This is a genomic window from Halomonas saccharevitans (genome assembly GCF_900116405.1).
GTDB classification, from domain to species: Bacteria; Pseudomonadota; Gammaproteobacteria; order Pseudomonadales; family Halomonadaceae; genus Halomonas; species Halomonas saccharevitans.
The window spans coordinates 50,656-63,687 of record NZ_FPAQ01000017.1 but is presented as its reverse complement, the minus strand read 5'-3'; the positions used below and the strand labels follow the sequence as shown (position 1 = coordinate 63,687).

At 70.5% G+C, this 13,032-nt stretch carries 19 protein-coding genes; all 19 read left to right on the top strand.

Annotation, left to right across the window (positions count from 1 at the left end):
- Window positions 1-171, top strand: coding sequence for a hypothetical protein (locus BM388_RS17830; protein ID WP_175535067.1), 171 nt, complete (start codon window positions 1-3; stop codon window positions 169-171).
- Window positions 168-899, top strand: coding sequence for a transglycosylase SLT domain-containing protein (locus tag BM388_RS09490; protein WP_089849477.1), 732 nt, complete (start codon window positions 168-170; stop codon window positions 897-899). Before BM388_RS17830 ends, BM388_RS09490 begins: the two co-directional genes overlap by 4 nt.
- The gene (locus BM388_RS09485) at window positions 890-1,273 is read left to right on the top strand and encodes a hypothetical protein (protein WP_089849474.1); all 384 of its coding nucleotides are present in this window, start codon (window positions 890-892) and stop codon (window positions 1,271-1,273) included. Before BM388_RS09490 ends, BM388_RS09485 begins: the two co-directional genes overlap by 10 nt.
- Window positions 1,270-1,668 (top strand): hypothetical protein, encoded by a 399-nt coding sequence (locus BM388_RS09480; protein ID WP_089849472.1) that lies wholly within the window; start codon window positions 1,270-1,272, stop codon window positions 1,666-1,668. The genes BM388_RS09485 and BM388_RS09480 overlap by 4 nt, the downstream gene beginning before the upstream one ends.
- On the top strand, window positions 1,625-1,861 hold the full coding sequence (locus BM388_RS17570) for a TraR/DksA C4-type zinc finger protein (protein WP_139233918.1): 237 nt from the start codon (window positions 1,625-1,627) through the stop codon (window positions 1,859-1,861). Before BM388_RS09480 ends, BM388_RS17570 begins: the two co-directional genes overlap by 44 nt.
- Complete coding sequence (locus tag BM388_RS09470; protein ID WP_089849469.1) at window positions 1,861-2,199, top strand: hypothetical protein; 339 nt, start codon at window positions 1,861-1,863, stop codon at window positions 2,197-2,199. Before BM388_RS17570 ends, BM388_RS09470 begins: the two co-directional genes overlap by 1 nt.
- Window positions 2,196-2,492 (top strand): VpaChn25_0724 family phage protein, encoded by a 297-nt coding sequence (locus BM388_RS09465; RefSeq protein WP_089849468.1) that lies wholly within the window; start codon window positions 2,196-2,198, stop codon window positions 2,490-2,492. The genes BM388_RS09470 and BM388_RS09465 overlap by 4 nt, the downstream gene beginning before the upstream one ends.
- 3 nt (window positions 2,493-2,495) lie before the next feature.
- A complete protein-coding gene (locus BM388_RS09460) occupies window positions 2,496-4,589 on the top strand; it encodes a phage protein Gp27 family protein (RefSeq protein ID WP_089849466.1) in 2,094 nt (697 codons plus the stop codon).
- Entirely contained in the window at window positions 4,590-6,044 is a 1,455-nt protein-coding gene (locus BM388_RS09455; RefSeq protein WP_089849464.1) for a DUF935 domain-containing protein, read from the top strand.
- On the top strand, window positions 6,044-6,838 hold the full coding sequence (locus BM388_RS09450) for a phage head morphogenesis protein (protein WP_089849462.1): 795 nt from the start codon (window positions 6,044-6,046) through the stop codon (window positions 6,836-6,838). Before BM388_RS09455 ends, BM388_RS09450 begins: the two co-directional genes overlap by 1 nt.
- Before the next feature lies 1 nt (window position 6,839).
- Window positions 6,840-7,355, top strand: coding sequence for a phage virion morphogenesis protein (locus BM388_RS09445; RefSeq protein ID WP_089849460.1), 516 nt, complete (start codon window positions 6,840-6,842; stop codon window positions 7,353-7,355).
- Window positions 7,356-7,624: 269 nt separating this feature from the next.
- Window positions 7,625-8,746, top strand: coding sequence for a peptidase (locus BM388_RS09440; protein WP_089849458.1), 1,122 nt, complete (start codon window positions 7,625-7,627; stop codon window positions 8,744-8,746).
- The gene (locus tag BM388_RS09435) at window positions 8,743-9,087 is read left to right on the top strand and encodes a DUF2190 family protein (RefSeq protein ID WP_089849456.1); all 345 of its coding nucleotides are present in this window, start codon (window positions 8,743-8,745) and stop codon (window positions 9,085-9,087) included. Before BM388_RS09440 ends, BM388_RS09435 begins: the two co-directional genes overlap by 4 nt.
- A gap of 36 nt (window positions 9,088-9,123) precedes the next feature.
- Complete coding sequence (locus BM388_RS09430; protein WP_089849454.1) at window positions 9,124-10,062, top strand: major capsid protein; 939 nt, start codon at window positions 9,124-9,126, stop codon at window positions 10,060-10,062.
- Between the two features lie 52 nt (window positions 10,063-10,114).
- Complete coding sequence (locus tag BM388_RS09425; RefSeq protein WP_089849452.1) at window positions 10,115-10,351, top strand: hypothetical protein; 237 nt, start codon at window positions 10,115-10,117, stop codon at window positions 10,349-10,351.
- Window positions 10,352-10,357: 6 nt separating this feature from the next.
- Window positions 10,358-10,768 carry a gp436 family protein gene (locus tag BM388_RS09420; RefSeq protein ID WP_089849450.1) on the top strand — a complete coding sequence of 137 codons (411 nt, stop codon included), beginning with the start codon at window positions 10,358-10,360 and terminating at the stop codon, window positions 10,766-10,768.
- On the top strand, window positions 10,768-11,325 hold the full coding sequence (locus tag BM388_RS09415; protein ID WP_089849448.1) for a phage protein Gp37: 558 nt from the start codon (window positions 10,768-10,770) through the stop codon (window positions 11,323-11,325). Before BM388_RS09420 ends, BM388_RS09415 begins: the two co-directional genes overlap by 1 nt.
- Window positions 11,322-11,534 (top strand): DUF2635 domain-containing protein, encoded by a 213-nt coding sequence (locus BM388_RS09410; RefSeq protein ID WP_089849446.1) that lies wholly within the window; start codon window positions 11,322-11,324, stop codon window positions 11,532-11,534. Before BM388_RS09415 ends, BM388_RS09410 begins: the two co-directional genes overlap by 4 nt.
- Complete coding sequence (locus BM388_RS09405; RefSeq protein WP_089849444.1) at window positions 11,534-13,021, top strand: phage tail sheath subtilisin-like domain-containing protein; 1,488 nt, start codon at window positions 11,534-11,536, stop codon at window positions 13,019-13,021. Before BM388_RS09410 ends, BM388_RS09405 begins: the two co-directional genes overlap by 1 nt.
- Window positions 13,022-13,032: the final 11 nt, after the last annotated feature.

Sequence of the window (13,032 nt, the reverse complement as noted above, 5' to 3'; positions counted from 1 at the left end):
GTGGCCGCCGATACCGCCCGTGAGCTGCTCGAGGAGGGCGACCGCCTGGTCGCCCAGATCCACGCGCTCCAAGGCCAACCATCCCCTGGGGTGAAGCTGCTGACCCTTTACCTGCGCCTCGAGGACGTCGTGGCGCGTGCCAGGGTGGTGCTCGAGGAGGCGCAGCCATGACGCCCCGCGCACGCCGTGACATCCGCGACTGTTTCGAGGCCCTGGGGATAGGCAGTCTGCTGATCGCGGGTGGACTGTGGCTGCTGCTGGCCTCGCTCAAGACCCGTACCGGCAAGGTCCTGCTGGTGCTGTGGCTGCTGTCCGCCGGGCTGCTGGTCAGCTGCGTGGCCAGCGCCCAGGGCATCCCCGGCAACGCCGCCCATTACCAGCGCGAGCTGACGCGCATCGTGCAGCAGGAGTTCGGGCTGCCGGCGCCGGTAACGGTGCATGCCGCGCAGATCCACCAGGAGAGCGCCTGGCGCAGCGGCGCCGAGAGCCCGGTGGGCGCCCAGGGGCTCTCCCAGTTCATGCCCTCGACCAGCGAGTGGATCGCCGAGATCTACCCCGACCTGGGCGAGGCCGCCCCCTATTCGCCCGCCTGGGCGATGCGCGCCCAGGCCCGCTACAACCGCTGGCACTGGCGCCGCCTGGACGCCGCCGACACCTGCAACCACTGGGCGATGGCGCTCTCCGCTTACAACGGCGGGCTGGGCTGGGTCTATCGCGACCAGCGCCTGGCTCGCGCGGCCGGCGATGATCCCGCCGTGTGGTGGAGCAGCGTGGAGCGCCACACTCGCCGCGCCGACTGGGCCGAGCGCGAGAACCGCCACTACGTGCGGCGCATCCTGCGCGAGCTGGTGCCGCGCTACGACCGTGCCGGCTGGCAAGGGGGCGAGCCATGTTCCTGAAGCTGCTGCGCCTGCTGCCCGGCCGCGTGTGGCTGATCGGCGCCCTGGTCGCCGCCGTGGCCGGCGGCTGGCTGTGGCACCAGACCGAGACCGCCCGGCTGGAGCTGGCCGTGACCGAGGCGCAGTTCGAGGCCGACTCGCTGCACCGCGGGCGCGACGCCTGGCGGGCGCGCGCCAACCGCTACCGCGACGACCTGGTGACGGCGATCGCCGAGCAGGCCCATGCCGAGCGCGCCGTGCGCGAGCTGCAGGACAGCCTGGCCGAGATCGACGAGCGCTACCGCGTTCTGCGGCAGCGCATCGCCCGGGCCCCGGCCGAGGACGACGGCCCGGTGGCGCCGGTGCTGCGCGACACTCTGGAGGCCCTGCCGTGACCATCGTGGCCGCCATGCTGCTGATCGCCGTCGGGGGCTATGCCCTGGTGCAGGGCTTCCGGGATGACTGGATGTTCCAGACCCTGTGGCGCGGGATCGCCCTGTTCTGCCTGCTGCTGGTGGTGCTGATCCTGGCCGGCTGCGCCAGTGCGCCCGCGCCACCCCCGGAGCCGCCGCCGCGGGCGGTGGTGTGCGCCCCGGGGCCGGGCATGACCGAAGACGAGGCCTCGCCGGACAAGCCGGCGGGGGAATACACCCAGCGCGACGTGGCGCGCTACATGGCCGAGGTCCACCAGTGGGGCAGTCGGGGATGGAAGAAACTGGCGCGCGTGCGCCAATGGAGCCGGGATTGTGTGGACCGAGCAGCAGTACGAGACGGCGGCCGCGCTGAGTGAGCGCGAGCGCGAGACCGCCCTGGATGCCCACCGGGAGCGCATGGCCCGCGCCGAGCCATCGCCCGACGGGTGCTGCGAGGCGTGCGGGGAGCCGATCCCGGCGGCGCGGCTCGCCGCCTGGCCGACCGCGCGGCGCTGCGTGCCCTGCCAGGAAGATCACGACAAACGCCAATCACGCTACGCGAGGGGATGATGGGGGAATCAATCGACTGGACGATGGCGCGCTTTTTCTTCGACCTGGTGCAGGTGGCCGGGTTGGTCGGCGTGTCCGTTTACGCCTGGTGGGTGAATCGCACGCGCGCCACGGGCCAGGCCATCGGGGAGATCAACGAGCGTGTCGACGAGCTGGAGCGGCGCGTGGACGGCGTTGACCACGACCTGCGTCACCGCCCCGGCACCAAGGAGCTGCGCGACCTGTGGCGCAAGCTCGACGAGACCAACCAGGGGCTGGCGCACGCCGCCTCGACCAACGAAGCCCTGGGCAAGCAATTGAGCCTGGTACATCAACACCTGCTGGAGCAACGCAAATGAGCTATGAGCGCATCCTGACCGAGGACCGGCGCCTGCAGATGCTGCGCCTGCTGGAGCAATCCGCCGGCTACAGCGCCAATGCCATCCTGCTGGGCAACGCCCTGGAGGGCATGGGCCACGCCGTGAGCCAGGACCGCCTGGCCACCGACCTGGACTGGCTGGCCGAGCAGGACCTGGTGCGCCTCGAGGAGATGGGCAGCGTGACCGTGGCTACCCTGACCGCCCGGGGCGGCGATGCCGCCGCCGGCCGCGCCCGCGTGCGCGGCGTCAAGCGTCCGATGCCGGGGGAATAAGCCATGGCCCGCCGCAGCAGCGTCGCCAAGCTCGACCCGCGGATCCGCGAGAGCGTCGATCGCGCCATCCGCGACGGGCGAGCGACCATCGACCAGATCGTCGAGCAGCTCGACAACATGATGGGCGACGACGCGCCCAGCCGCAGCGCCGTGGGGCGTTACGTCAAGTCGGCCCGTCAGCAGATGCAGCGCTACCGCGAGGCCCAGGAGCTGGCCAAGGTCTGGGTGGGCAAGCTGGAGGAAGACCCGGACGGCGACGTCGGTCGCCTGCTGTCGGAGATGCTGCGCACCGTGGCCTTCCAGCAGCTGGCCAATGCCGGCGACGACGACGCCGAGATCAGCACCAAGGACATCATGTTCCTGGCCGGGGCGATCAAGGATCTGGCCAACGCCGACAAGGTGAGCGTGGAGCGCGAGCTGCGCATCCGTAGCGAGGTGGCCAGGCAAGCCGCCGACAAGGCTGCCGAGGTGGCCAAGCGCGGCGGGCTCTCCAAGGACATGGTGGACAACCTGCGCCGCGAGCTGCTGGGGGGTCGCCAAATGACCGAGGTGCCCGCGAAGCTGCCGGCCACCCACGCCGCCGACGCCCCGCCGCCGGTGCTGCTGGACTACCAGCAGGCGTGGATCGCCGACGACAGCCAGCTGAAGGTCAGCGAGAAGTCGCGGCGTACCGGCCTGACCTGGGCCGAGGCCGCCGACGACGTGCTGATCGCCGCCGCCGCCACCGGGGCCGGCGGTCAGAACGTCTATTACATCGGCTATAACCAGGACATGGCCATCGAATACGTGGAGGCCTGCGGCATGTGGGCGCGAGCCTTCAACCACGCGGCCAGCGCCGTCGAGGAAGGGATCTGGGAAGACGACGGCGACGACAAGAACATCAAGACGTTCACCATCAAGTTCCCCGGCAGCGGCCACCGCATCGTGGCGCTGTCGTCGCGCCCCGCCAACCTGCGCGGCAAGCAAGGCGTGGTGGTGATCGACGAGGCGGCCTTCCACGACAAGCTCGGCGAACTGCTCAAGGCGGCCCTGGCGCTGCTGATCTGGGGCGGCAAGGTGCGCGTGATCAGCACCCACAACGGCGAGCGCAACCCCTTCAACGAGCTGATCAACGACATTCGCGCCGGCAAGCGCGCGGGCTCGGTGCAGCGCATCACCTTCCAGGAGGCGGTCGACCAGGGGCTCTATCGCCGGGTGTGCCTGCGCCTGGGCAAGGAGTGGAGCGCCGAGGGCGAGCGCGAGTGGATGCAGGGCGTCTATGCCTTCTACGGCGACGCGGCCAACGAGGAGCTGGACGTGATCCCGTCCCAGGGCTCGGGCGCCTGGCTGTCCCGCGCGCTGATCGAGGCGCGCATGGTCGACGGCCCGCCGGTGCTGCGGCTGCGCATGGACGACGACTTCAAGCACTGGCCGGTGCACCTGCGCGAGGCCGAGATCCGCGACTGGTGCGACCGCGAGCTGGGGCCGCTGCTGACCTCGCTGCCGCCGGAGCTGCTGGTCTCAGTGGGCGAGGACTTCGGCCGAGTCTCGGACCTGACGGTGGTCGTGCCGATGGTCACCGGTGCCGACTTGGGGCGGCGGGTGCCGTTCATCGTCGAGCTGGGCAACATGCCCTTCGAGCAGCAGCGCCAGGTGCTGTTCTACCTTTGCGACCGGCTGGCCCGCTTCCACGTCGGCGCCCTGGACGCCCGGGGCAACGGCGCCTATCTGGCCGAGGTGGCCACCCAGCAGTACGGCGCGCGGATCCACGAGGTGCAGTTCACCGAGGCCTGGTACCGCGAGCACATGCCGCCGCTGAAGGCGGCGTTCGAGGACGGCGAGCTGGCGATCCCCAAGGACTCGCACCTGCTCGACGACCTGCGCGCCATCAAGCTGGTGGACGGCGTGGCGCGCCTGCCCAAGAGCACCGGCCAGCAGCAGCGCCACGGCGACGCCGCGATCGCCCTGGCGCTGGCCTACTACGCGACCCGCCAGGACGGCGTGGAAATCGACTTTCGCTCCACCGGCATCCAGCGCAGCGGCTACGAGGCCGGCCGCGTCCAGGGGGACGTGGGCTGGGGTGTCGTCGGGGGCGGCATGGACACAGGGGGATTCTAGATGGCGAGCGAAGCGCCGAAGCCAGAGATGCAGGAGGTCGCGTCCACGCTGGATGGGCGCGACATCACGCGCGGGTACGTCACGCCGCTGCAGCTGCTGCAGCCCACCGACAGCGTGCTGGCCACCCGGGGCGGTGGCGACCTGCGGCTCTACGAGGAGCTGCTGCGCGACGACCAGGTGAAGGCCACCTGGCAGCAGCGGCAGCTGGCGGTGGCGTCCGCCGAGTGGGAGGTGGAGGCCGGCGGCAACCGCCGCCAGGACAAGGCCGCCGCGGCCTTCCTGCGCGAGCAGCTGCAGTCGATCCGCTTCGACCGGGCGACTACCAACATGCTGCACGGCATCTTCTACGGCTACGCCGTGGCCGAGTGCCTGTGGGGCCACGAGGGGCGCTACGTCACCCTGGACGCGCTCAAGGTGCGCAACCGGCGCCGCTTCCGCTTCGACGGCGCCGGGCGCCTGCGCCTGCTGACCGCCAGCACGCCCGAGGGCGAGCTGCTGCCGGAGCGCAAGTTCTGGCACTTCTCGACCGGCGCCGACCACGACGACGAGCCCTATGGCCAGGGCCTGGGGCACTGGCTGTACTGGCCGGTGTTCTTCAAGCGCAACGGCCTGCGGCTGTGGCTGGTGTTCCTGGACAAGTTCGGCCAGCCCACCGCCAAGGGCACCTATCCCGGCTCGAGCACCGAGGCGCAGAAGCAGAAGCTGCTGCAGGCGCTGCAGGCGGTGCATTCCGACTCGGGGGTGATCGTGCCAGACGGCATGCAGATCGAGCTGATCGAGGCCGCGCGCAGCGGTACCGCCGACTACACCTCGCTGTACGACCGCATGGACCGCGCTATTGCCAAGGTGATCCTGGGCCACACCGGCTCCAGCGAGAGCACCCCGGGGCGCCTGGGTGGTGAGGACATGGCCGGCGAGGTGCGCGACGACATCACCAAGGCCGACGCCGACGTGGTCTGCGAGAGCTTCAACCAGTCGGTGGCCAGGTGGCTGACCGAGTGGAACTTCCCCAGTGCCAAGACGCCGCGCGTGTGGCGGCGCATGGGGCAGCCCGAGGACCTCAACAAGCTGGCCGAGCGCGACGAGCGCGTGTCGCGGCTGGGCTATCGCCCCAGCCTGCGCTACATCCAGGAGCGCTACGGCGACGGCTGGGAGGTCGACAGCCGCCCGCCCCAATCGGCGGCGCCGGTGGGCTTCGCCGAGGGCGACGACAGCGCCAAGCGGCGCGGCGACATGATGGCCGACCGTCTGGAGCGCGAGGCCGAGCCCGCTTGGGGCGAGATGATGGAGCCGGTGCGTCGCCTGGTGGCCAATGCCTCGAGCCTGGCCGAGATCCGTGACGGCCTCGAGGCGCTGTACGCCGAGATGCCCAGTGAGCAGCTCGCCAAGGTGATGCAGAAGGCTATCGCCACCGCCGAGCTGTCCGGCCGGGCCGACGTCAGCGAGGGCGAGTGATGGCCGTCGAGTACCAGGATCTGCCGTTCGAGGAGGCCATCGCCTTCTTCCGCAACAAGGTCAACATGCCCGGCACGCGCTGGACCGACGTGTGGAAGGAGGCCCACGACAGCGCCTTCATGGTGGCGGGTGCCGCCAAGGCCGACCTGCTCAACGACCTGCGCGGGGCGGTGGACGAGGCGATCAGCCAGGGCACCACCCTGGAGGCGTTCCGCGAGCGCTTCGACGAGACGGTGGCGCGCACCGGCTGGGAGTACCGCGGCGGGCGCGGCTGGCGCACCCGGGTGATCTACGAAACCAACCTGCGCACCGCCTACGCCGCCGGGCGTCACGCCCAGCTGACCGATCCCGACCTGCTCAGGGTGCGCCCCTACTGGCAGTACCTGCACGGCGGCAGCGCCGACCCGCGCGAGGAGCACCTGGCGTGGGACAAGATGGTGCTGCATGCCGACGATCCCTGGTGGCGGGAGCACTACCCGCCCAACGGCTGGGGCTGCAGCTGCAAGGTGGTGGCCAAGGGGCCGGCCGACCTGGAGCGCATGGGCAAGGAGGGCCCGGACACCGCGCCCACGGTGAAGCGCGAGCCCTGGCAGGACACCACCGGGGCGCGCCAGGAGGACGTGCCCGAAGGCGTGGACCCCGGCTTCAACTACCCACCCGGCAAGAGTGTGGCCGCGCGCACCCGCGAGGCCGTGGAGCGCAAGCGCAGCCAGCTGCCCGACGTGCTGGCCACCGCGATGATGGCCGAGATTCGCGCCGCCCTGGGCGACGACCCCGATCCGCTGGAGGAGTGACATGGCCGGCATTGCCCTGAACGTAGACATCAACAACGAGCAGGTGGCCGAGATGCTCGGCCGCATGCGGCGCAACGTCGAGAACCTGCGCCCGGCGCTGCTGGAGATCGGCGAGCACCTGCAGGGCGCGGTGGAGGAGCGCTTTCGCACCGAGACCGATCCCGAGGGCCACCCCTGGGAGCCGCTGTCGGACTTCACCAAGGCCAACAAGCGCAACGACCAGATCCTGACCGAGAGCGGCGGCGCCGGCCTGCGCGGCTCGATCCACTACCGGGCGGGCCGCGACACCCTCGAGCAGGGTACCAACAAGATCTATGGCGCCATCCACCAGTTGGGTGGCACCATCCGGGCCAAGGGCGGCTCGCTGGCCATCGGTCGGCCCGGCGGTGCCTTCGCCCTGGTCAAGAAGGTGACCATCCCGGCGCGCCCCTACCTGGGGCTGTCCGACGAGGACCGCCAGGTGATCGACGAGATCCTCGGGCGCTACGCCCTCGGCGGTCAGCCCGGCACCACCTAGAGCGGCCTGTGAGGCCGCACAAGCGCCGTTCGTCTTTCCCGCCCCCGTGTTACGACTCGAATTTTTTACACGCGCCTGCGGCGATTTAAACAGGGTTTAAACAGCTTGCCCGTGGCGGCGGTCGCTGGTTATATGGGTTTCGCCCTCGCGGCCGCCGTTTTCCCGCCTCGCTCGACCCGTCGCACCCCTCCGCTTTCCGCTGAAGCCCTTCGCCTTACCGCCCGCCGCGGCGCCCTCGATACTGGCCCCCACGAACACGGGAGGCCGCCATGCAGCGCATCGAGATTTTCCGGCCGGGCACGCACACCGATATGTCCGGCGAGACCATCGGGTTCACCGAGCAGCAGCTGCGCGAGAGTGCCGCCGCCTACGATCCGGCGCTGCATGAAGCGCCCATCGTGGTGGGGCACCCGCGCCACGATCACCCCGCCTATGGCTGGGTGAAGTCCCTGGCATTCGCCGACACCCTGACCGCCGAGCCCGACCAGGTCGAGCCGCAGTTCGCCGAGCTGGTCGAGTCCGGCCGCTTCAAGAAGGTGTCGGCGAGCTTCTACCGCCCCGACTCTCCCGCCAATCCCAAGCCCGGCGTGTACTACCTGCGCCACGTGGGCTTCCTGGGCGCCCAGCCCCCGGCCATCAAGGGCCTGAAGCAGATCGAGTTCGCCGACGGCGACACCGGCGTGGTGGAGCTGGAGTTCGGCGAGATCCGCGGCGGCATCCTGCAGCGGCTGTTCCGCGGCCTGCGCGACAAGCTGATCGCCGACGACGGCCTGGAGGCCGCCGACAAGGTGCTGCCCGACTGGGAGATCGAGCACCTGGAGGAGCGCGACGCGCCGAGCTACGGCGAGCGCCCCTCCCATCAACCGCCACACCCCAAGCCCACCCTGGAGGTGACCGACGTGGACAAGCAAGAACTGGAGCGCCGCGAGCGCGAGGCGGCCGAGCGCGAGAACCGGCTCAAGGAACAGGAGGCCGCCTTCGCCGAGCGCGAACGCAAGGCACAGGCCGAGGCCAGCGCCCACCTGGTCGACGACCTGGTGACGCAAGGCCGCGTGCTGCCCAAGCACCGCGACGGCCTGGTGGCCTTCATGGCCAACCAGGACGCCGAGGAGGCCCTGGAGTTCGGCGAGGGCAGCGACAAGGTGAAGACCACCGATCGCGCCTGGCTGGAAGGCTTCCTCAAGGAGCTGCCCGTGGCGGTGGACTACAGCGAGCGCGCCGCGGCCGGCGGCGACGACGCCGAGGGCGCCGGCTACCAGGCCCCGGACGGCTACAACGTGGACCCGGACAAGGCCCGTCTGCACGCCCGTGCGGTGGCCTACCAGGAGAAGCACGACTGCGACTACATCACGGCCGTCAGCGCCGTGCAGCGGGGAGGTAACCAGGCATGAGCCAGAAGATCGTCGTACTCGCCCTCACCGTGACCGCCTCGGGGGCGGTCGCCGGGCACCGTTTCGTGGGCTTCGATGGCGCCCAGGTCGCCGCCTCCGGTGGCGACGCCATGGGCGTGGCCGGCCATGACGCCGTGGACGGCCAGGACCTGGCCCTCGATGTCATGGGCACCAGCGTGGTGGAGACCGCCGGAGCCGTCGCCGTGGGCGATGAGGTGGTCAGCGATGCCAGCGGCATGGCCATCACCAACCCCGGCGTGGGCGGCGAGATCGTGCTGGCCCGCGCGCTCGACTCGGCGGCCGGCGCCGGTGAGTTCATCGAGGTGCTGCTGGTCCGCTAAACGGCCGGTAACCCGCTTTCAAGGAGACGTTAACCGATGGTCATGAACAACCAGCAAGTCCGGGTGATCGACCCGATCCTGTCCAACGTGGCCCAGGGGTATCGCCACCCCGAGCGCGTCGGCTTCGCCCTGTTCCCCCGCGTGCCCGTGAAGCAGCGCGGCGGGCAGGTCATCGAGTTCGGGCGCGACTCGTTCAAGCGCTACAAGACGCGCCGCGCCCCGGGTGCCAACACCAAGCGGGTGCAGTTCGGCTATGAAGGCAAGCCGTTCTCGCTGGTGCAGGACGCCCTGGAAGGCCAGGTGCCCTGGGAGCACATGCAGGACGCCAACCAAGTGCCCGGCATCGACCTGGGTACCCAGGCCACCAACGAGACCATGAACATCATGTCGCTCTCGCTGGAGATCGAGCAGGCCGAGCTGGCCACCAACCCGGCCAACTACGGCGTGAACAACAAGATCACCCTGTCGGGCACCGACCAGTGGACCGACGGCACCAGCGACCCGGCGAAGCAGATTCGCGAGTACCGCGAGGCGGTGCGCTCGATCATCGGCGTGCGGCCCAACACGCTGGAGATCCCGGCGGCCGGCTTCAACGCCCTGTGCGAGCACCCCAAGATCCTGGAGCGCTTCAAGTGCACCAGCTCCGACTCGATCACCGCCGAGATGCTGGCCCGCCTGTTCAACCTGCGTCGCATCGTGATCGGCGAGGCGGTGTACATGAACGAGGGCAGCGACACCATGGTGGACGCCTGGGGCAATGCCGCGGTGCTGGCCTACGTGCCCGAGCAGGTCAGCTCCCGGGCCGAACCCTCCTTCGGCTACACCTACACCCTCGAGGGGCACCCGATCGTCGAGGAGCCCTACAACGAGCGCAACGCCAAGAGCTGGATTTACCCGGTGACCTACGAGCGCGCCCCGGTGCTCTCGGGGATCGAGTCCGGCTTCCTGATCCAGGACGTCGCCGCCCAGTCGTAAGCCCACGCACCCGGCCCGCCCGTGGGCGGGCCGGCACGCCACGAGGTGAGCCATGAAGTATCCGGTACGTGAACCCCTGCGCCGCAACGGCAAGACGCACCGCCCGCCCCAGGGCGAGGTGGAGCTGGACCCCAAGAAGGACGCCGCCGAGATCGAGCACCTGACCCGCAAGGGCGTGATCGGCGCGCCGGGCGACGCCGGCGAGGCGGACGCCAAGGCCCAGGCCGAGCAGGACGCCAAGCCGCAGCCGGCCAAGCCGGCCGCGAAAACCGCCAAGGCGAAGGAGTAACGCGCCATGTACGCCAGTGTGGCCGACCTGGTCGAGCGCTTCGGCGAGGACGAGATCGTCGAGCTGACCGACCTCGAGCACGCCGGGGCGATCGACACCGCGGTGGCCGAGCGCGCCCTGGAGGACGCCAGCGTCGAGATCGACGGCTTCCTGGCGGCGCGCTACCGGCTGCCGGTGACCGACACGCCGCGGCTGCTGTCGCTGCTGTGCACCGACATCGCCCGCTATCGGCTGCAGCAGCCGGTGGCCACCGAACAGGGGCGGCAGCGCTACGAGGACGCCATCGCCCGGCTGAAGGCCGTGGCCCGGGGCGAGATCAACCTGCCCCTGGCCTCGCCGCCGCCGGCCAACGCCGCCCCGGCCACCACCGGGGGTGGGCGCCGGGTGTTCGATGACGACGCGCTGAGGGGCTACTGATGATCGCCGAGGCCGAGGACGCCATCGTCGCCGCCATCCAGGGGGTGCTGGGGCAGACGGTGCGCACCGTCGAGACCCTGCCCGGGCCCTGGGACCAGGACGCCCTGGCCCTGGCCTTTCGCAGCATGCCGGGGGTGTGGGTCTACTTCGACGGTGGCGGCCCCGGCAAGGGCGCTCAGGGTGGCCGGCTCAACGGGCGCTTCATGGTCTACGCCGTGACCGCCCAGGCCAGTGGCGGCCGGGCCCGGCAGCGCGGCAGCAGCCGCCAGATCGGTGCCTACGAGATCGTCGAGCGGGTCATCCCCACCCTGGGCGGCAAGCCGGCGGCGAAGCTGGGCACGCTGATGTTTCAGGGGCTGCGGGTGCTGACCCCGGCCAGCGCCCAGCGCAAGGGGGTGGCGGTGTACGAGATGAGCTTCGACCTGGAGATGGGGCTGCCGGCCCCGCGCGATGCCGCCGAGCTGGCCGACTTCGCCACCTACCACGGCACGCATCACGTCGGGGATGGCCCCGACACCGAGAGTCACCTGGAACTGCCCACGGAGGAGTCACCGTGAAACAGCGCTTCATGAAACCGGCCCGCAAGGGCCTGGTGGTGCGGCAACCGCACAACGGCCGCCCGCTGCCCGCCGAGGGCGCCTGGGTGGCGTGGACCGGCTACTGGGTGCGCCGCCACGCCGAGGGCTCGGTGGTGGAGGCCCAGCCGCCCAAGCAACCCAAGGCCCCGGCGAAGGCGCCGGCCCGTGACCAACAGGAGACTGACTGATGGCGATCAGTTCCACCGTATTCAACCAGATCCCCGCCGCCCTGCGGCTGCCGGGGTGGTACATCGAGTTCGACAACCGCCTGGCCGGCAACAGCGTGTTCATGGGCAAGCTGCTGGTGGTCGGCCAGAAGCTGGCCGCCGGCAGCCAGGGCGCCGGCAGCCTGGTGCGCGTGACCGGCAAGGAGCAGGCCGACGAGCTGTTCGGCCGTGGCTCGATGCTGGCCGAGATGATGCGCGCCATCAAGGACGTCGACCTCTATACCGAGACCTGGGCCATCGCCCTGGATGACGACGGTACCGCGACCAAGGCCAAGGGCACCATCGAGGTGACCGACGGTCCCGCCGAGACCCGGCCGCTGGCCCTGTACGTGGCCGGTCGGCGCGTGTGGGTGGAGATGGCCGGCGGCGACGACCCGCAGGTGGTGGCCCAGGCGATCGTCGATGCCGTGAACGCCGACGACCGCATGCCGGTGACCGCGGCGGTGAACGGCACCACGCCGAGCCAGGTCGACCTGACCTGCCGCTGGGGCGGCGAGACCGGCAACGACATCGACCTGCGCGACAGCGTGAAGGGCGAGACCCGGCCACGGGCGCTGGCCCTGACCTACACCCAGCCCACTGGCGGCGCCGTGAACCCCTCGCTGGACCCGGTGATCGCGGCCATGGGCGGCGAGTGGTGGAACTGGATCGCGCTGCCCTATACCGACACCACCAGCCTGGAGGCCATCGAGGGCGAGCTGGCCGACCGCTACGGGCCGATGCGCCAGATCGGCGGGCGCGCCTTCGCCGCCTTCCGCGGCACCCACAGCGAGACCGGCACCCTGGGCAGCGGGCGCAACTCCCCGCACCTGAGCGTGATGGGCACCGGCCTGGCGCCCAGCGCCACCTGGATCTGGGCGGCCACCGACGCCATCGTCGCGGCCGGGGCGCTGGCCATCGACCCGGCTCGCCCGCTGCAGCGCCTGACCCTGCCCGGGCTGATTCCGCCCGCCGAGGACGACCGCTGGAGCGATCCCGAGCGCAACCTGCTGCTGTATGACGGCATTGCCACTTATACCGTGGCGAGCGACGGCAGCGTGCAGATCGAGCGCCAGATCACCACCTACCAGGAGAACGACGCCGGCATCGCCGACGACTCGTATCTCGACATCAACGTGCCCGAGACCCTCGAGCGGATCCGCTTCGAGCAGATCTCGCTGTTCGCCCAGAAGTACCCGCGCCACAAGCTGGCGGCCGACGAGGACCGGGCCTTCTACGACCCGAGCCAGCCGATCATGACGCCGAAGGTGGCGAAGACCGAGCTGCTCAACCTCTACGAGCTGACGCTGATGGGCGCCTATGGCTGGGTGCGCGACTACGCCGGCTATGCCGAGAGCCTGCAGGCGAACATCGACCCCAACGACCCGGCGCGCCTGAACGTGATCGACCAGCCGATGCTGATCGGCCAGTACCGCGTGCATGCCCAGCAGACCCAGTTCCGCCGGTAACCCGATGCGGC